Here is an 18,807-nt window from a genome sequence, read left to right on the forward strand (position 1 = left end):
ATTCCCGCCAAATTTAGGGGATCAAGAGTCTAAAGAGGATCTTGTCCCCAGTCAAGGCAAGGCCCCGACCTCCCCGCCCGTCGAACCTTGACAATTTGTCTCGATTCGACGAACGGAGCGATCAGGGCCTCAGCTTATTTACCGCAGAACTCAGTTACCGCTCGAGTTCAGCGCTTCGGTCAGTGCAGCTTCCACTTCACTGGCGCTTACGCGCAACGGTTTGTCTGCATCACGGCGACGCTTGCGCTCGCTGTGATAAGCCAGACCGGTACCGGCCGGGATCAGACGACCCACAACCACGTTTTCTTTCAGGCCGCGCAGGTAATCGCGCTTGCCGGTGACTGCCGCTTCGGTCAGTACGCGGGTGGTTTCCTGGAAGGAAGCCGCCGAGATGAACGATTCGGTCGACAACGACGCCTTGGTGATACCCAGCAGAACGCGGGTGAACTTGGAGACAAACTTGTCTTCCGCGTTCAAACGCTCGTTCTCTACCAGTACGTGAGTCAGTTCCATCTGGTCGCCCTTGATGAAGCTGGAATCGCCGGACTCGGAGATCTCAACTTTACGCAGCATCTGACGCAGGATGGTCTCGATGTGCTTGTCGTTGATCTTCACGCCTTGCAGACGGTAAACGTCCTGGATTTCGTTCACGATGTACTTGGCCAGCGCGCTCACACCCAGCAGACGCAGGATGTCGTGCGGATCGCTTGGACCGTCGGAGATAACTTCGCCGCGGTTTACCTGTTCGCCTTCGAACACGTTCAGGTGACGCCACTTCGGAATCAGCTCTTCGTACGGATCGCTACCGTCGTTCGGGGTAATGACCAGACGGCGCTTGCCCTTGGTCTCTTTACCGAACGCGATGGTGCCGCTGACTTCAGCCAGAATCGACGCTTCCTTCGGACGACGAGCTTCGAACAAGTCAGCAACACGCGGCAGACCACCGGTGATGTCGCGAGTCTTCGAAGTTTCTTGCGGGATACGAGCGATAACATCACCGATCGCAATCTTCGCACCGTCAGCAACACCGACCAGGGCGTTGGCTGGCAGGAAGTACTGAGCGATAACGTCAGTGCCTGGCAGCAACAGATCCTTGCCGTTGTCGTCGACCATCTTCACTGCAGGACGAATTTCCTTGCCGGCAGCTGGACGATCTTTCGCGTCGAGTACTTCAATGTTGGTCATACCGGTCAATTCGTCAGTCTGACGCTTGATCGTGATGCCTTCTTCCATGCCCACGTAGGTCACGGTACCTTTCATTTCGGTAACGATCGGGTGAGTGTGCGGATCCCACTTGGCCACGATTGCGCCAGCGTCGACCTTGTCACCTTCTTTAACCGAAATCACGGCACCGTACGGCAGCTTGTAACGCTCGCGCTCACGACCGAAGTCATCAGCGATTGCCAGCTCACCGGAACGGGACACAGCAACCAGGTGGCCATCCACACGCTCAACGTGTTTCAGGTTGTGCAGACGGACGGTACCGCCATTCTTCACCTGAACGCTGTCGGCAGCGGAAGTACGGCTTGCCGCACCACCGATGTGGAACGTACGCATTGTCAGCTGGGTACCCGGCTCACCGATGGACTGGGCAGCGATAACGCCGACCGCTTCACCGATGTTCACCTGGTGACCACGCGCCAGATCACGGCCGTAGCACTTGGCGCAAATGCCATAGCGGGTTTCGCAGCTGATCGGCGAACGCACGATCACTTCGTCGATGCTGTTCAGCTCGATGAACTCGACCCACTTCTCGTCTACCAGAGTACCGGCAGGAACGATGACGTCCTCGGTGCCTGGCTTGAATACGTCACGGGCAATAACACGACCCAATACGCGCTCACCCAACGGCTCTACAACGTCACCGCCTTCAATGTGCGGAGTCATCAGCAGACCGTGTTCGGTGCCGCAATCGATCTCGGTTACAACCAGATCCTGCGCCACGTCTACCAGACGACGAGTCAGGTAACCGGAGTTCGCGGTTTTCAACGCGGTATCCGCCAGACCTTTACGAGCACCGTGAGTCGAGATGAAGTACTGGAGTACGCTCAGACCTTCACGGAAGTTCGCAGTAATCGGCGTTTCAATGATGGAACCGTCCGGCTTGGCCATCAGACCACGCATACCGGCCAGCTGACGAATCTGTGCTGCGGAACCCCGCGCACCCGAGTCGGCCATCATGTACATCGAGTTGAAGGACTCTTGGTCGACTTCATTGCCGTGACGGTCGATGACTTTCTCTTTCGAGAGGTTGGCCATCATCGCCTTGGAAACTTCGTCGTTCGCCTTCGACCAAAGGTCGATCACTTTGTTGTACTTCTCGCCCTGGGTTACCAGGCCGGAGGCGTACTGGCTCTCGATCTCTTTCACTTCGTCGGTGGCTGCACCGATGATGCGGGCTTTTTCGTCCGGGATAACGAAGTCGTTAACACCGATGGAAACGCCGGAGATGGTCGAGTAAGCGAAACCGGTGTACATCAACTGGTCAGCGAAAATCACGGTCTCTTTCAGACCAACCACGCGGTAGCACTGGTTGATCAGCTTGGAGATCGCCTTTTTCTTCATCGGCAGGTTGACGACGTCGTACGACAGACCTTTTGGCACAACCTGGAACAGCAGCGCACGGCCGACAGTAGTGTCGACGATACGGGTACCACTCACGCTGTTGCCGTCACGGTCGTTGACGGTTTCGTTGATACGAACCTTGACCTTGGCGTGCAGTGCGGCTTCGCCGGCACGGAACACACGGTCAACTTCCTGCAGATCCGCGAATACTCGACCTTCGCCCTTGGCGTTGATCGCTTCACGAGTCATGTAGTACAGACCCAATACAACGTCCTGCGACGGAACGATGATTGGCTCACCGTTGGCTGGCGACAGAATGTTGTTGGTCGACATCATCAACGCACGCGCTTCGAGCTGGGCTTCCAGCGTCAGCGGTACGTGCACGGCCATTTGGTCGCCGTCGAAGTCGGCGTTGTACGCGGCACAGACCAGAGGGTGCAGCTGGATAGCCTTACCTTCGATCAGTACCGGTTCAAACGCCTGGATACCCAGACGGTGAAGGGTCGGTGCACGGTTGAGAAGAACCGGGTGTTCGCGAATCACTTCAGCGAGAACGTCCCAAACCTCTGGCAGTTCGCGCTCGACCATTTTCTTGGCCGCTTTGATGGTGGTCGCGAGACCACGCATTTCCAGCTTGCCGAAAATGAACGGTTTGAACAGCTCGAGAGCCATCTTCTTCGGCAGACCGCACTGGTGCAGACGCAAGGTCGGACCTACGGTAATTACCGAACGACCGGAGTAGTCAACACGCTTACCGAGCAAGTTCTGACGGAAGCGACCTTGCTTACCCTTGATCATGTCAGCCAGGGATTTCAAAGGACGCTTGTTCGAACCGGTGATAGCGCGGCCACGACGACCGTTGTCGAGCAGTGCGTCGACAGCTTCCTGCAACATACGCTTTTCGTTGCGCACGATGATGTCCGGAGCGGACAGATCCAGCAGGCGCTTCAAACGGTTGTTACGGTTGATCACTCGACGATACAGATCGTTGAGGTCGGAAGTCGCGAAGCGACCGCCATCCAGCGGGACCAGTGGACGCAGATCTGGCGGCAGAACCGGCAGAACGGTCAGCACCATCCACTCTGGCAGGTTGCCGGAACCCTGGAAGGCTTCCATCAACTTCAGACGCTTGGACAGCTTCTTGATCTTGGTTTCGGAGTTGGTTTGCGGAATCTCTTCGCGCAGACGGCCAATCTCGTGCTCCAGGTCGATAGCGTGCAGCAGTTCACGGACAGCTTCTGCACCCATGCGGGCGTCGAAGTCGTCACCGAACTCTTCCAGCGCCTCGAAGTACTGCTCATCGTTCAGCAGCTGACCTTTTTCAAGGGTGGTCATGCCCGGGTCGATAACGACATAGCTCTCGAAGTAGAGAACGCGTTCGATATCACGCAGGGTCATGTCCATCAGCAGGCCGATACGGGACGGCAGCGATTTCAGGAACCAGATGTGGGCAACCGGCGAAGCCAGTTCGATGTGCGCCATGCGCTCACGACGAACCTTGGCCAGTGCAACTTCAACGCCGCACTTCTCGCAGATCACACCACGGTGCTTCAAGCGCTTGTACTTACCGCACAGGCACTCGTAATCCTTTACCGGGCCAAAGATCTTGGCGCAGAACAGACCGTCACGCTCAGGTTTGAACGTACGGTAGTTGATGGTTTCCGGCTTTTTAACTTCACCGAACGACCACGAGCGGATCATCTCAGGCGAGGCCAATCCGATACGGATGGCGTCGAACTCTTCGACTTGACCCTGGTTTTTCAGCAAATTCAGTAGGTCTTTCAAGGCCTTTCCTCCTGGCGGAGCAGAGAGCGGGCAATCCTGCCCCGCTCTCGATCGCGTCACGTGTTATTCGGTTTCCAGATCGATATCGATGCCGAGGGAACGAATTTCCTTGATCAACACGTTGAAGGACTCGGGCATGCCCGGCTCCATACGGTGATCGCCATCCACGATGTTTTTGTACATCTTGGTACGGCCGTTCACATCGTCCGACTTCACTGTGAGCATTTCTTGCAGAGTGTATGCAGCACCGTATGCTTCCAGTGCCCAGACCTCCATCTCCCCGAAACGCTGACCACCGAACTGTGCCTTACCACCCAGCGGCTGCTGAGTAACCAGGCTGTACGAACCGGTAGAACGCGCGTGCATCTTGTCGTCTACCAAGTGGTTCAGCTTCAGCATGTACATGTAGCCAACGGTAACTGGACGCTCGAACTTGTTGCCGGTACGGCCGTCAGTCAGCTGCATCTGGCCGCTTTCCGGCAGGTCTGCCAGTTTCAGCATGGCCTTGATTTCGCTTTCCTTGGCACCGTCGAACACTGGAGTGGCCATTGGAACACCGCCACGCAGGTTCTTCGCCAGATCCAGGATTTCCTGATCGGAGAAGCTGTCCAGATCTTCGTTACGACCGCCGATCTGGTTGTAGATCTCGTCCAGGAAGGTGCGCAGCTCAGCGACTTTACGCTGCTCTTCGACCATCCGGTTGATCTTCTCGCCCAGACCTTTGGCCGCGAGGCCCAGGTGGGTTTCAAGGATCTGACCAACGTTCATACGCGAAGGTACGCCCAGCGGGTTGAGAACGACGTCGACCGGGGTGCCATTGGCATCGTGCGGCATGTCTTCAACCGGCATGATCACGGAGACCACACCTTTGTTACCGTGACGACCGGCCATCTTGTCGCCCGGCTGGATGCGACGACGGATTGCCAGGTAAACCTTGACGATTTTCAGCACGCCTGGAGCCAGGTCATCGCCCTGCTGCAGTTTGCGCTTCTTGTCTTCGAACTTGTCGTCCAGCAGACGGCGGCGATCAACGATGTAGGCCTGAGCCTTCTCGAGCTGCTCGTTCAGAGCATCTTCAGCCATGCGCAGTTTGAACCACTGACCATGCTCAAGACCGTCGAGAACTTCGTCGGTGATGTCCTGACCTTTCTTCAGACCGGCGCCGCCTTCAGCCTTGTGGCCTACCAGAGCGGAGCGCAGACGTTCGAAGGTCGCGCCTTCAACGATACGGAACTCTTCGTTCAGATCCTTGCGGATCTCGTCCAGCTGGGACTTCTCGATCGACAGTGCACGAGCATCACGCTCAACGCCGTCGCGGGTGAAGACCTGTACGTCGATGACAGTACCTTTGGTACCGGTAGGTACACGCAGGGAGGTGTCTTTAACGTCGCTGGCTTTTTCACCGAAGATCGCGCGCAGCAGTTTTTCTTCCGGAGTCAGTTGGGTCTCGCCTTTCGGAGTGACCTTACCTACCAGGATGTCGCCTGCGCCGACTTCAGCACCTACGTAAACGATACCGGCTTCGTCCAGCTTGTTCAGTGCAGCTTCACCCACGTTCGGGATGTCTGCAGTGATTTCCTCTGGGCCAAGCTTGGTGTCACGGGCCACACAGGTCAGTTCCTGGATGTGGATCGTGGTGAAGCGGTCTTCCTGAACCACACGCTCGGACAGGCAGATGGAGTCTTCGAAGTTGAAGCCGTTCCATGCCATGAACGCGATGCGCATGTTCTGACCCAGTGCCAGTTCACCCATGTCGGTGGACGGGCCGTCGGCCATGATGTCGCTACGCTGAACGCGATCGCCCTTTCTCACCAGCGGACGCTGGTTGATGCAGGTGTTCTGGTTCGAGCGGGTGTATTTGGTCAGGTTGTAGATGTCGACACCAGCTTCACCGGTTTCAACTTCGTCATCGGCAACACGAACCACGATACGGCTGGCATCAACAGAGTCGATCACGCCGCCACGACGAGCCACGACGCAAACGCCGGAGTCGCGAGCCACGTTACGCTCCATGCCGGTACCTACCAGCGGCTTGTCAGCGCGCAGGGTTGGTACAGCTTGACGCTGCATGTTCGAACCCATCAACGCACGGTTGGCGTCGTCGTGCTCGAGGAACGGAATCAGCGAGGCAGCAACCGAAACTACCTGCTTCGGCGATACGTCCATCAGGGTGACGTCTTCCGGCGCCTTGACGGTGAATTCGTTCAGGTGACGTACGGCTACCAGCTCGTCGATCAGGACTTTCTGGTCGTTCATGGTCGCCGAAGCCTGCGCGATCACGTGATCGGCTTCTTCAATGGCGGACAGGAACACGATCTCGTCAGTGACCACACCCTCTTTCACCACGCGGTACGGGCTTTCCAGGAAGCCGTACTGGTTGGTGCGGGCATAAGCAGCCAGGGAGTTGATCAGACCGATGTTCGGACCTTCCGGCGTTTCAATCGGGCAGACACGACCGTAGTGAGTCGGGTGTACGTCACGGACTTCAAAGCCTGCGCGCTCACGAGTCAGACCGCCAGGGCCGAGTGCAGAGACGCGACGCTTGTGGGTGATCTCGGACAGCGGGTTGTTCTGGTCCATGAACTGCGAGAGCTGGCTGGAACCGAAGAACTCTTTCACCGCCGCAGCCACTGGCTTGGCGTTGATCAGGTCTTGCGGCATCAGGCCTTCGCTTTCAGCCATCGACAGACGCTCTTTGACCGCACGCTCAACACGTACCAGGCCAACGCGGAACTGGTTCTCGGCCATTTCGCCTACGCAGCGAACACGACGGTTACCCAGGTGGTCGATGTCATCGACGATGCCTTTACCGTTACGGATGTCGACCAGAGTCTTCAGTACCGCGACGATGTCTTCCTTGCACAGCACGCCCGAACCTTCGATCTCGGTACGACCGATACGACGGTTGAACTTCATCCGGCCGACCGCAGACAGGTCATAGCGCTCAGGGCTGAAGAACAGGTTGTTGAACAGGGTTTCGGCAGCGTCTTTGGTTGGCGGCTCGCCTGGACGCATCATGCGATAGATCTCGACCAGCGCTTCCAATTGGTTGCTGGTGGAGTCGATCTTCAGCGTGTCGGAGACGAACGGACCGCAGTCGATGTCGTTGGTGTACAGAGTTTCGATACGAACGACGCCGGCCTTGGCGATTTTCGCCAGGACTTCAGTCGACAGTTCGGTGTTGCACTCTGCCAGGATTTCGCCGGTGGCCGGATGCACGATGACCTTGGCGGTGGTGCGACCCAGGACGTAGTCCAGAGGCACGTCCAGCTCTTTGATCCCGGCTTTTTCCAGCTGGTTGATGTGGCGGGCAGTAATACGACGGCCCTGCTCGACAATAACCTTGCCTTTATCGTCCTGGATATCGAGGACAGCCACTTCACCGCGCAGACGCTGAGGCACCAGTTCCAGGCTCAGGCCTTCGCCTTTAACGTGGAATACGTTGGTGGTGTAGAACGCGTCGAGCACTTCTTCGGTGGTGTAGCCGAGCGCGCGCAGCAGTACCGAAGCCGGCAGCTTGCGACGACGGTCGATACGCACGAACACGCAGTCTTTCGGGTCGAACTCAAAGTCCAGCCACGAACCGCGGTAAGGGATGATGCGCGCGGAGTAAAGCAGTTTACCGGAGCTGTGCGTCTTGCCGCGGTCGTGGTCGAAGAACACGCCCGGGGAACGGTGCAGCTGGGAAACGATAACACGCTCGGTACCATTGATTACGAAGGTACCGTTCTCAGTCATCAATGGGATTTCGCCCATGTAGACTTCTTGCTCTTTGATGTCCTTGATCGCTTTGTTCGACGATTCTTTGTCGAAAATGATCAGGCGCACTTTTACCCGCAAAGGTACGGCGAAAGTTACACCGCGCAATACGCATTCTTTGACATCAAATGCCGGTTCGCCCAGGCGATAACCGACGTACTCCAGCGCAGCATTGCCGGAGTAGCTGATGATCGGGAAAACGGATTTGAAGGCCGCATGCAGGCCCACGTCGCGGAACTGATCTTTAGTCGCTCCCGCTTGCAAGAATTCACGATACGAATCCAGCTGGATGGCCAGGAGGTACGGCACATCCATGACGTCCGGCAACTTGCTAAAGTCCTTGCGGATACGTTTTTTCTCAGTATATGAGTAAGCCATCAGCGTTCCCCAGCTTGGTCACCTGCTTGTTTGGCCCCTCCCGACGGGAGCAGCCAGAAAATCGTGCAAACCCCATGGTTTGCGCCACCGCATCGGGTGGTTACAGCACCTTTATCAGCACCGACCCAGTCGGCTGCCAATAACGGAAAAAGGCCGGTGGCAAGAGCCACCAGCCATCAGCCTGTCGCTTGACGCTCGGGCTGGAGGAGCAAAGTCGATACTTATTTCAGTTCGACTTTAGCGCCTGCTTCTTCCAGCTTCTTCTTAGCGTCTTCAGCAGCTTCTTTCGAAACGCCTTCAGCTACAACCTGAGGAGCGCCGTCTACTTTCTCTTTGGCTTCTTTCAGGCCCAGACCAGTCAGTTCACGAACTGCCTTGATCACGTTAACCTTCTTCTCGCCAGCTTCCAGCAGAACAACGTTGAACTCGGTTTGCTCTTCAACAACAGCGGCAGCAGCAGCTGGACCAGCCGAAGCGGCAGCAGCGGTAACGCCGAAGGTTTCTTCCATCGCTTTGATCAGCTCAACGATTTCCACTACGGATTTCTGGCCGATTGCTTCGATGATTTGTTCGTTAGTCAGAGACATGACTCAATTCCTGAATTGGGGGACGGCCTACGCGACCATCGAAATAAACAAAAAACGCGAGAAGTTGACGAGCCTTAGGCTGCAGCAGCTTCTTTCTGGTCGCGAATTGCCGCCAGAGTACGAGCCAATTTGCTGGTAGCGCCTTGAATCACGCTCATCAGCTGAGAAATTGCTTCGTCACGGGTCGGCAGAGTTGCCAGTACGTCGATCTGATTAGCTGCGAGGAACTTGCCCTCGAACGCAGCTGCCTTGATCTCGAACTTGTCCTGACCCTTGGCAAACTCTTTGAAGATACGGGCAGCAGCGCCCGGATGTTCGTTCGAGAATGCAATCAGGGTCGGGCCGGTGAACACGTCGTTGAGAACACTGTATTCAGTGTCAGCAACAGCGCGCTTGAGCAGGGTGTTACGTACAACACGTACGTAAACGCCAGCTTCACGAGCCTCTTTACGGAGTCCGGTCATTGCGCCTACTGTTACGCCACGTGCATCAACCACGACAGCGGACAGAGCGACTTTGGCAGCCTCGTTGACTTCAGCGACGATGGCCTTCTTGTCTTCGAGATTAATTGCCACGGGTTTAACTCCTGCTTGTTACCGTTTCACTCGATCGAAACCGAATGTCGTTTTGGTGTCTGATTCGGTAAGGAACCGGGAGCACCATCTGCGTAGGCTTGTGGTTTAAGGCTTGCGCCGCCTACGGTCTTGGATAGCCCCCGCCAGGCAGGGACCCCAATCTTTCAATTGGCGCGAATAATCGCACCAACCTTTGTCTTACGCGTCCAGCGAGCTCTGGTCGATTACCAGACCTGGGCCCATAGTGGTGCTCAGGGTAACGCGCTTGACGTAAATACCTTTCGAGGAAGCTGGCTTGATACGCTTCAGATCAGCGATCAGGGCTTCAACGTTTTCCTTCAGCTTGACGGCATCGAAGCCGATCTTGCCAACGGAGGTGTGGATGATGCCGTTTTTGTCGGTGCGATAACGAACCTGACCAGCCTTGGCGTTTTTAACCGCGGTGGCTACGTCTGGAGTTACGGTGCCGACTTTCGGGTTAGGCATCAGGCCACGTGGACCGAGGATCTGACCCAGTTGACCTACAACGCGCATGGCATCCGGGGATGCGATCACTACGTCATAGTTCAGGTCGCCGCCTTTCATTTCGGCAGCCAGGTCGTCCATACCTACACGGTCAGCGCCGGCAGCCAGAGCGGCCTCAGCAGCTGGACCCTGGGTGAACACAGCAACGCGAACGGTCTTGCCAGTGCCGTGTGGCAGCACAGTAGCGCTACGAACAACCTGGTCGGATTTACGCGGGTCTACACCCAGGTTTACAGCAACGTCGAACGACTCGCTGAACTTGACAGTCGACAGCTCAGCCAGCAGAGCAGCAGCGTCTACAATGTTGTAGGCCTTGCCTGCTTCGATTTTGCCGGCGATAGCCTTTTGACGCTTGGTCAGCTTAGCCATTACACACCCTCCACGTTAAGGCCCATGCTACGAGCAGAACCGGCGATAGTACGCACGGCTGCATCCATATCAGCTGCAGTCAGATCCGCGTTTTTGGTTTTCGCGATTTCTTCCAGCTGAGCACGGGTAACAGTGCCAACCTTAACGGTGTTCGGACGAGCGGAACCGCTGGTCAGACCGGCCGCCTTCTTCAGCAGAACCGAAGCAGGGGTGGATTTGGTTTCGAAAGTGAAGCTACGGTCGCTGTAGACAGTGATGATCACTGGAGTCGGCAGACCTGCTTCAAGACCCTGAGTACGGGCGTTGAAAGCCTTGCAGAATTCCATGATGTTCACGCCGTGCTGACCCAGAGCAGGACCAACAGGTGGGCTTGGGTTAGCCTGAGCGGCCTTCACTTGCAGCTTGATGTAAGCGGTAATCTTCTTGGCCATGAGGCACTCCAATTACGGGTTCGAACGCCTCGAAAGGCTCCCCGGTTACTTGCGCGTTTATCCCAGTGACGACAAAACCCCACAGCCTAGGGCTGCGGGGTTGGGATGCTTGTTCAGCTAGACCTTTTCGACCTGACTGAACTCCAACTCTACCGGGGTAGAGCGACCGAAAATAAGCACTGCCACCTGGACACGGCTCTTTTCGTAGTTAACTTCTTCGACAGTGCCATTAAAGTCAGCGAATGGGCCGTCAGTAACACGAACCACCTCACCCGGCTCAAACAGAGTCTTCGGCTTCGGCTTATCGCTACCATCGGCCACGCGACGCAGAATGGCTTCCGCCTCTTTGTCGGTGATTGGAGCGGGCTTGTCGGCGGTACCGCCAATGAAGCCCATCACCCGAGGAGTGTCCTTGACCAAGTGCCAAGTACCCTCGTTCATATCCATCTGTACCAGCACATAACCTGGGAAGAACTTGCGTTCGCTTTTGCGCTTCTGGCCATTACGCATTTCAACCACTTCTTCAGTGGGAACCAGAATTTCGCCGAAGCCATCTTCCATGCCAGCCAGCTTTACGCGCTCAATCAGCGAGCGCATTACATGCTTCTCGTAACCCGAGTAAGCATGCACAACGTACCAACGCTTAGCCACGGGACACCCTTAGCCGACAATCAAGGAAACAAGCCAGCCGAGCAGGGAGTCAACACCCCACAACAGCAACGCCATAACGATAACCACAGCAACAACGATCAACGTTGTCTGCGTGGTTTCCTGGCGAGTTGGCCATACGACTTTACGAATCTCGGTGCGAGCTTCCTTAACCAGTACAAAGAACGACTTGCCCTTTGCGGTCTGCAGGCCTACAAAGGCAGCTACAGCAGCAATTACGAGCAAAGCGAGTACACGGTACAGGATCGGCGAAGCAGCGTAATACTGATTGCCAACAACGCCAACAATCACCAAAGCAACTACTACAAGCCACTTGAGCAGATCGAAGCGAGAGCCTTGAGCTTCAGCCTTAGGAGTCATCTATGAAGATCCTGTGAAAAGAAAGCCAGACACACCGAGTGAATCTGGCAGGTCAGGAGGGAATCGAACCCCCAACCTACGGTTTTGGAGACCGTCGCTCTGCCAATTGAGCTACTGACCTAAAACAAAATCAGGCCGACCATTATGCCGGCCCGAAAAATACATTACAACCGCTTATTCGATGATTTTAGCTACGACGCCAGCACCGACGGTACGACCGCCTTCACGGATAGCGAAACGCAGACCGTCTTCCATCGCAATGGTTTTGATCAGGGTAACAGTCATCTGAATGTTGTCACCTGGCATTACCATTTCAACGCCTTCTGGCAGCTCGCAGTTACCAGTCACGTCAGTAGTACGGAAGTAGAACTGTGGACGGTAGCCTTTGAAGAACGGAGTGTGACGACCGCCTTCTTCCTTGCTCAGAACGTAAACTTCTGCGGTGAACTTGGTGTGCGGCTTAACCGAACCTGGCTTGACCAGAACCTGACCACGCTCAACGTCGTCACGCTTGGTACCACGCAGCAGAACGCCGCAGTTCTCGCCAGCACGACCTTCGTCGAGCAGTTTGCGGAACATTTCAACACCGGTGCAGGTGGTGGTGGTGGTGTCGCGCAGACCAACGATTTCCAGTGCATCTTGAACGCGAACGATACCGCGCTCGATACGACCAGTCACAACAGTACCACGACCCGAGATCGAGAATACGTCTTCGATTGGCATCAGGAATGGCTTGTCGATCATACGAACTGGTTCTGGGATGTAGCTGTCCAGAGTTTCAACCAGTTTCTTGACGGCAGTGGTGCCCATCTCGTTGTCGTCTTTGCCTTCCAGCGCCATACGAGCCGAACCGATGATGATTGGAGTGTCATCGCCCGGGAAGTCGTAGGTGGACAGCAGGTCGCGAACTTCCATCTCAACCAGTTCCAGCAGCTCAGCGTCGTCTACCAGGTCAGCCTTGTTCAGGAAAACCACGATGTACGGAACGCCTACCTGACGGGACAGCAGGATGTGCTCACGGGTTTGTGGCATCGGACCATCAGCGGCCGAGCAAACCAGGATAGCGCCGTCCATTTGAGCAGCACCGGTGATCATGTTCTTCACATAGTCAGCGTGACCTGGGCAGTCAACGTGAGCGTAGTGACGGATCAGCGAGTTGTACTCAACGTGTGCGGTGTTGATGGTGATACCGCGAGCTTTTTCTTCTGGAGCGCTGTCGATCTTGTCGAATTCAACTACGGCCGAACCGAAAACTTCGGAGCAGACGCGAGTCAGAGCAGCGGTCAGAGTGGTTTTACCGTGGTCAACGTGACCAATGGTCCCTACGTTGACGTGGGGCAGGGAACGATCAAATTTTTCCTTAGCCATCGATAACACCCTCAACAGAAGAATTAGACGAACGATATCTACCATTAAAACAAAGGCAGATATTTTCATATCTGCCTTGTTATATGGAGCTCTTGAGCGGATTTGAACCGCTGACCTCACCCTTACCAAGGGTGTGCTCTACCAACTGAGCTACAAGAGCGTAACACTTTGCACAACCTGCAAACTTGGAGCGGGTAGCGGGAATCGAACCCGCATCATCAGCTTGGAAGGCTGAGGTTCTACCACTAAACTATACCCGCGGAGCTTGCAGCTCACGCTAAAAATGGTGGAGGGGGAAGGATTCGAACCTTCGAAGTCGTAGACGTCAGATTTACAGTCTGATCCCTTTGGCCGCTCGGGAACCCCTCCTAAGCGAGCCGGCATTCTATACTATGCCGACCTTCTGTCAAGCATTTTCTCATTAAAAACCTGAGGTTAGCTGCGTTGACACTGCTCCGCTTTGACAACCTGTTTAGGTGTTCGCTGTGGAGCGGGCGCCATTCTATGCAAACTATTCCAGCGGTGCAACCCCTTCACACAGCATTATTTTATGTTTTAACTCATTGAATTCCTTGGAAAGGTTCTGCAACTGCACATCCCCCAATAAACGCTGGCTTTCGGGCGCAATGCGCAACCAGTAACCAGGCTCAGGGAGATCCTTTTGCGATGGTTGAGCCTTCACATTCATGGCCACCAGCCGCTGCTGCAGTCCGGAAACGCCCTCCTCGCGACTCAAACCGCCCAAGAACAGACAATCCTGTCCGGCGCGGCGCGCGCCCGGCACTTCTCGGGAGTCACCACCAGCTTCGCTCAGCAAGCGAATGTCCTGCTGAGATCCACGGTACATGCTGAGAGGCGTGACATCTTTTGCACGCAAGGGCGCTTCCTGCTGATGCCAGACGTAATAGAACACATTGAGTACAACAAGCAGCAGGAACAACCAACGCATACAAACCTCAAGATAAAGGACACGCCATGGCCAGCCCTACAAACACCAGGTCAGGGACAATCCGAGCATCAGGCACGACGTCCGCAACCAATCCAGCGTCGCCGCCTGTAATAAAGACGGTGAAGCCCTCCCCCCAATAGGATCGAGCCATTTCCATTTGAGTCAGGACAAATCCTCTCAACATCAAGGAGCATCCACGCTCCACCGCCTCGACAGTGCTCCGCCCCGGGGCATGACTCGTCAAAGCTCGCTCAGCGGCCAAATCTCCGTAACGGATATTCCGGGTGTGAGTGCGCAACTGATTACGCATCAATGGCATCCCAGGGCAAATAAAACCGCCGAGATGCTCCCCTTCAGCATTAATAAAATCCGCCGTCACAGCAGTGCCGAAATCCAGAATCAGACAGGCGCCTGCAGCCAGGTGAAAACCACCAAGCATCGCCAACCAGCGATCCAGCCCCAGACGCTCGTAGTCGTCATAGCCATTCCTGACACCAGACATTTCACTGGCCGACTTGGCACACACGACCGAGACGCCGAACGTCTGCTCAAGAATCCGACTGAGTGCGGCTGTTTCTTCACCGGTTCTGACGCTGACCAAGCGACATTTGCGCAGCAATAGGCCGTCAAATGCACGCAGGCTATCCACCAGCGCTTGATCCGAGTCGACCACGCCTTCCGCGAAAAGACCTCCAGCCGCAGTACTCAATACGCGCCACTTGATAAAGCTGTTCCCACAGTCGAGCTCAAGAATCATCACGCAACCTCAGGCTGAGCTCACCACCACTAAATACTTTTTCCACGCCATCCACCATCAAGCGCAACGCACCTCGACCATCAATGCCGAGCACTACACCTTCTATATGACTAACGCCGGCAATCAAAGAAACCGGTCGACCCTGCCACATATGACCCTTCTCCCACTCCTCCTGGAGCGCCGAAAAGCCATCGACCTGCTGGCGCTGGATATAGCCGCGCAGTTGCTCGCTCAGCTCAGCCACCAAGACGTTGCGATCACAGCTTTTACCTGTCTCCAGCCGTATCGATGTCCATTGCTGGTCAACCTCATCAGCAATCTGCATGTTTACATTGATGCCTATACCCAACACCACATGGCATACATCTGCTGGATCACCTACAAGCTCGAGGAGGATACCGGCGATTTTCTTGTTTCCAACCAGCACGTCGTTTGGCCACTTCAATCCAGCGCCCGACACGCCCAGCCTTCGCAGGGTATGCATAACCGCCAAACCGACCACCAGACTCAAGCCCTCAAGCTGGCGCATGCCACCTTCGATGCGCAGGACAAGGCTGTAATAGAGATTTTCAGCGAAGGGGCTTACCCACTTACGCCCCCTACGGCCACGACCAGAAATCTGCCGCTCTGCCAATACCAGGAACGGTGCCACTCGACCTTGATTGATCGCGCGTAGCGCTTCTGCATTGGTGGAATCAATGGAATCAAAGACTGTAATTGGCCAAACCGCTGCCAAGGCACCAATTTTGAGAGGATCGAGCAGCGTCAAGGGCGCAGCCAGCTGATAGCCTCTGCCCCGCACTTTGTTAATGGACAACCCGAGTTCAGCCTCAAGATGCTGAAGCTGCTTCCATACCGCACTCCGACTGATACCCAAGGCAAGCCCGAGAGCCTCGCCAGAATGGAATCGACCATCCTTCAAAAGATTCAACAACGTCAGCATGCAGGTCTCGCCTCACAATGAGGCCCGAATAATAGCCATGAGCCGGGCGATTGCATAGAAATCAAGCAAACCACTTTCCTGCGGGCAAAACAAAACCCCAACTGCTTTCGCAATTGGGGTTTCGGAATTTAATCTTGACGATGACCTACTCTCACATGGGGAAACCCCACACTACCATCGGCGATGCATCGTTTCACTTCTGAGTTCGGGATGGGATCAGGTGGTTCCAACGCTCTATGGTCGTCAAGAAATTCGGGTACTGACTCGTGACCTGTTGGCCTCGCTTCAGCAAATCGGGTATGTGATACAGGTGTTTGTGAGCATCGCGAACTTTCGGTTCATTGCGTCTTCACACACCGCAATCTGATGCTCTTTCGAGTAGTCAAATTGCTTGGGTGTTATATGGTCAAGCCTCACGGGCAATTAGTATTGGTTAGCTCAACGCCTCACAGCGCTTACACACCCAACCTATCAACGTCGTAGTCTTCGACGGCCCTTCAGGGAACTCAAGGTTCCAGTGAGATCTCATCTTGAGGCAAGTTTCCCGCTTAGATGCTTTCAGCGGTTATCTTTCCCGAACATAGCTACCCGGCAATGCCACTGGCGTGACAACCGGAACACCAGAGGTTCGTCCACTCCGGTCCTCTCGTACTAGGAGCAGCCCCTCTCAAATCTCAAACGTCCACGGCAGATAGGGACCGAACTGTCTCACGACGTTCTAAACCCAGCTCGCGTACCACTTTAAATGGCGAACAGCCATACCCTTGGGACCGGCTTCAGCCCCAGGATGTGATGAGCCGACATCGAGGTGCCAAACACCGCCGTCGATATGAACTCTTGGGCGGTATCAGCCTGTTATCCCCGGAGTACCTTTTATCCGTTGAGCGATGGCCCTTCCATACAGAACCACCGGATCACTAAGACCTACTTTCGTACCTGCTCGACGTGTCTGTCTCGCAGTCAAGCGCGCTTTTGCCTTTATACTCTACGACCGATTTCCGACCGGTCTGAGCGCACCTTCGTACTCCTCCGTTACTCTTTAGGAGGAGACCGCCCCAGTCAAACTACCCACCATACACTGTCCTCGATCCGGATAACGGACCTGAGTTAGAACCTCAAAGTTGCCAGGGTGGTATTTCAAGGATGGCTCCACGCGAACTGGCGTCCACGCTTCAAAGCCTCCCACCTATCCTACACAAGCAAATTCAAAGTCCAGTGCAAAGCTATAGTAAAGGTTCACGGGGTCTTTCCGTCTAGCCGCGGATACACTGCATCTTCACAGCGATTTCAATTTCACTGAGTCTCGGGTGGAGACAGCGCCGCCATCGTTACGCCATTCGTGCAGGTCGGAACTTACCCGACAAGGAATTTCGCTACCTTAGGACCGTTATAGTTACGGCCGCCGTTTACCGGGGCTTCGATCAAGAGCTTCGCGTTAGCTAACCCCATCAATTAACCTTCCGGCACCGGGCAGGCGTCACACCCTATACGTCCACTTTCGTGTTTGCAGAGTGCTGTGTTTTTAATAAACAGTCGCAGCGGCCTGGTATCTTCGACCGGCATGAGCTTACGGAGCAAGTCCTTCACCCTCACCGGCGCACCTTCTCCCGAAGTTACGGTGCCATTTTGCCTAGTTCCTTCACCCGAGTTCTCTCAAGCGCCTTGGTATTCTCTACCCAACCACCTGTGTCGGTTTGGGGTACGGTTCCTGGTTACCTGAAGCTTAGAAGCTTTTCTTGGAAGCATGGCATCAACCACTTCGTCACCCAAAGGGTAACTCGTCATCAGCTCTCGGCCTTAAGATCCCGGATTTACCTAAGATCTCAGCCTACCACCTTAAACTTGGACAACCAACGCCAAGCTGGCCTAGCCTTCTCCGTCCCTCCATCGCAATAACCAGAAGTACAGGAATATTAACCTGTTTTCCATCGACTACGCTTTTCAGCCTCGCCTTAGGGACCGACTAACCCTGCGTCGATTAACGTTGCGCAGGAAACCTTGGTCTTTCGGCGTGGGTGTTTTTCACACCCATTGTCGTTACTCATGTCAGCATTCGCACTTCTGATACCTCCAGCAAGCTTCTCAACTCACCTTCACAGGCTTACAGAACGCTCCTCTACCGCATCACTTACGTGATACCCGTAGCTTCGGTGTATGGTTTGAGCCCCGTTACATCTTCCGCGCAGGCCGACTCGACTAGTGAGCTATTACGCTTTCTTTAAAGGGTGGCTGCTTCTAAGCCAACCTCCTAGCTGTCTAAGCCTTCCCACATCGTTTCCCACTTAACCATAACTTTGGGACCTTAGCTGACGGTCTGGGTTGTTTCCCTTTTCACGACGGACGTTAGCACCCGCCGTGTGTCTCCCATGCTCGGCACTTGTAGGTATTCGGAGTTTGCATCGGTTTGGTAAGTCGGGATGACCCCCTAGCCGAAACAGTGCTCTACCCCCTACAGTGATACATGAGGCGCTACCTAAATAGCTTTCGAGGAGAACCAGCTATCTCCGAGCTTGATTAGCCTTTCACTCCGATCCACAGGTCATCCGCTAACTTTTCAACGGTAGTCGGTTCGGTCCTCCAGTCAGTGTTACCTAACCTTCAACCTGCCCATGGATAGATCGCCCGGTTTCGGGTCTATTCCCAGCGACTAGACGCCCTATTAAGACTCGCTTTCGCTACGCCTCCCCTATTCGGTTAAGCTCGCCACTGAAAATAAGTCGCTGACCCATTATACAAAAGGTACGCAGTCACCCAACAAAGTGGGCTCCCACTGCTTGTACGCATACG

General features: G+C 55.1%; 12 protein-coding genes, 4 tRNA genes and 2 rRNA genes (1 of these 18 cut by a window edge). All 18 read right to left on the bottom strand.

Features of this window, described 5'->3' with window-relative positions; genetic code table 11:
- Positions 1 to 150: 150 nt before the first annotated feature.
- On the bottom strand, positions 151 to 4,350 hold the full coding sequence (gene rpoC, locus ACVHNU_RS21960; protein WP_473018298.1) for a DNA-directed RNA polymerase subunit beta': 4,200 nt from the start codon (positions 4,348 to 4,350) through the stop codon (positions 151 to 153).
- 63 nt (positions 4,351 to 4,413) lie between these two features.
- A complete protein-coding gene (gene rpoB / locus ACVHNU_RS21965; RefSeq protein ID WP_003228748.1) occupies positions 4,414 to 8,487 on the bottom strand; it encodes a DNA-directed RNA polymerase subunit beta in 4,074 nt (1,357 codons plus the stop codon).
- A gap of 221 nt (positions 8,488 to 8,708) precedes the next feature.
- The gene (gene rplL / locus ACVHNU_RS21970; RefSeq protein ID WP_003228750.1) at positions 8,709 to 9,074 is read right to left on the bottom strand and encodes a 50S ribosomal protein L7/L12; all 366 of its coding nucleotides are present in this window, start codon (positions 9,072 to 9,074) and stop codon (positions 8,709 to 8,711) included.
- Positions 9,075 to 9,148: 74 nt separating this feature from the next.
- Positions 9,149 to 9,649: a 50S ribosomal protein L10 gene (gene rplJ, locus ACVHNU_RS21975; protein WP_003228752.1), complete on the bottom strand. Its 501-nt coding sequence runs from the start codon at positions 9,647 to 9,649 to the stop codon at positions 9,149 to 9,151.
- A gap of 198 nt (positions 9,650 to 9,847) precedes the next feature.
- Positions 9,848 to 10,543 (bottom strand): 50S ribosomal protein L1, encoded by a 696-nt coding sequence (gene rplA / locus ACVHNU_RS21980; protein WP_003228754.1) that lies wholly within the window; start codon positions 10,541 to 10,543, stop codon positions 9,848 to 9,850.
- On the bottom strand, positions 10,543 to 10,974 hold the full coding sequence (rplK, locus tag ACVHNU_RS21985) for a 50S ribosomal protein L11 (RefSeq protein ID WP_003228756.1): 432 nt from the start codon (positions 10,972 to 10,974) through the stop codon (positions 10,543 to 10,545). Before rplK ends, rplA begins: the two co-directional genes overlap by 1 nt.
- 117 nt (positions 10,975 to 11,091) lie before the next feature.
- Positions 11,092 to 11,625 carry a transcription termination/antitermination protein NusG gene (nusG, locus tag ACVHNU_RS21990; protein ID WP_025113545.1) on the bottom strand — a complete coding sequence of 178 codons (534 nt, stop codon included), beginning with the start codon at positions 11,623 to 11,625 and terminating at the stop codon, positions 11,092 to 11,094.
- Between the two features lie 9 nt (positions 11,626 to 11,634).
- A complete protein-coding gene (gene secE / locus ACVHNU_RS21995) occupies positions 11,635 to 12,003 on the bottom strand; it encodes a preprotein translocase subunit SecE (protein WP_003228759.1) in 369 nt (122 codons plus the stop codon).
- A 45-nt stretch (positions 12,004 to 12,048) separates the two neighbouring features.
- A tRNA-Trp gene (locus ACVHNU_RS22000) sits at positions 12,049 to 12,124 on the bottom strand.
- Positions 12,125 to 12,177: 53 nt separating this feature from the next.
- Positions 12,178 to 13,371: an elongation factor Tu gene (tuf, locus tag ACVHNU_RS22005; protein ID WP_024164425.1), complete on the bottom strand. Its 1,194-nt coding sequence runs from the start codon at positions 13,369 to 13,371 to the stop codon at positions 12,178 to 12,180.
- A gap of 84 nt (positions 13,372 to 13,455) precedes the next feature.
- Positions 13,456 to 13,531, bottom strand: a tRNA-Thr gene (locus ACVHNU_RS22010).
- A 26-nt stretch (positions 13,532 to 13,557) separates the two neighbouring features.
- A tRNA-Gly gene (locus tag ACVHNU_RS22015) sits at positions 13,558 to 13,631 on the bottom strand.
- Positions 13,632 to 13,655: 24 nt separating this feature from the next.
- Positions 13,656 to 13,740: transfer RNA gene (locus ACVHNU_RS22020), tRNA-Tyr, on the bottom strand.
- A 142-nt stretch (positions 13,741 to 13,882) separates the two neighbouring features.
- Positions 13,883 to 14,320 carry a hypothetical protein gene (locus tag ACVHNU_RS22025; RefSeq protein ID WP_473018299.1) on the bottom strand — a complete coding sequence of 146 codons (438 nt, stop codon included), beginning with the start codon at positions 14,318 to 14,320 and terminating at the stop codon, positions 13,883 to 13,885.
- 7 nt (positions 14,321 to 14,327) lie between these two features.
- Positions 14,328 to 15,077, bottom strand: coding sequence for a pantothenate kinase (locus ACVHNU_RS22030; protein WP_400509985.1), 750 nt, complete (start codon positions 15,075 to 15,077; stop codon positions 14,328 to 14,330).
- Complete coding sequence (birA, locus tag ACVHNU_RS22035; RefSeq protein WP_473018300.1) at positions 15,067 to 16,020, bottom strand: bifunctional biotin--[acetyl-CoA-carboxylase] ligase/biotin operon repressor BirA; 954 nt, start codon at positions 16,018 to 16,020, stop codon at positions 15,067 to 15,069. Before birA ends, ACVHNU_RS22030 begins: the two co-directional genes overlap by 11 nt.
- A 132-nt stretch (positions 16,021 to 16,152) precedes the next feature.
- Positions 16,153 to 16,268, bottom strand: a 5S ribosomal RNA gene (gene rrf, locus ACVHNU_RS22040).
- Between the two features lie 154 nt (positions 16,269 to 16,422).
- Positions 16,423 to 18,807, bottom strand: a 23S ribosomal RNA gene (locus ACVHNU_RS22045) (it continues 507 nt past the right edge of the window).

The organism is Pseudomonas sp. Ors-4-3C (assembly GCF_055755035.1).

What these genes read in the sequence shown, in the direction of transcription:
- rpoB (WP_003228748.1), bottom strand. Translation starts at nt 8,487, where the DNA reads ATGGCTTACTCATATACTGAGAAAAAACGTATCCGCAAGGACTTTAGC.
- rplL (WP_003228750.1), bottom strand. Translation starts at nt 9,074, where the DNA reads ATGTCTCTGACTAACGAACAAATCATCGAAGCAATCGGCCAGAAATCC.
- rplA (WP_003228754.1), bottom strand. Translation starts at nt 10,543, where the DNA reads ATGGCTAAGCTGACCAAGCGTCAAAAGGCTATCGCCGGCAAAATCGAA.
- rplK (WP_003228756.1), bottom strand. Translation starts at nt 10,974, where the DNA reads ATGGCCAAGAAGATTACCGCTTACATCAAGCTGCAAGTGAAGGCCGCT.
- secE (WP_003228759.1), bottom strand. Translation starts at nt 12,003, where the DNA reads ATGACTCCTAAGGCTGAAGCTCAAGGCTCTCGCTTCGATCTGCTCAAG.
- tuf (WP_024164425.1), bottom strand. Translation starts at nt 13,371, where the DNA reads ATGGCTAAGGAAAAATTTGATCGTTCCCTGCCCCACGTCAACGTAGGG.
- ACVHNU_RS22025 (WP_473018299.1), bottom strand. Translation starts at nt 14,320, where the DNA reads ATGCGTTGGTTGTTCCTGCTGCTTGTTGTACTCAATGTGTTCTATTAC.
- ACVHNU_RS22030 (WP_400509985.1), bottom strand. Translation starts at nt 15,077, where the DNA reads ATGATTCTTGAGCTCGACTGTGGGAACAGCTTTATCAAGTGGCGCGTA.
- birA (WP_473018300.1), bottom strand. Translation starts at nt 16,020, where the DNA reads ATGCTGACGTTGTTGAATCTTTTGAAGGATGGTCGATTCCATTCTGGC.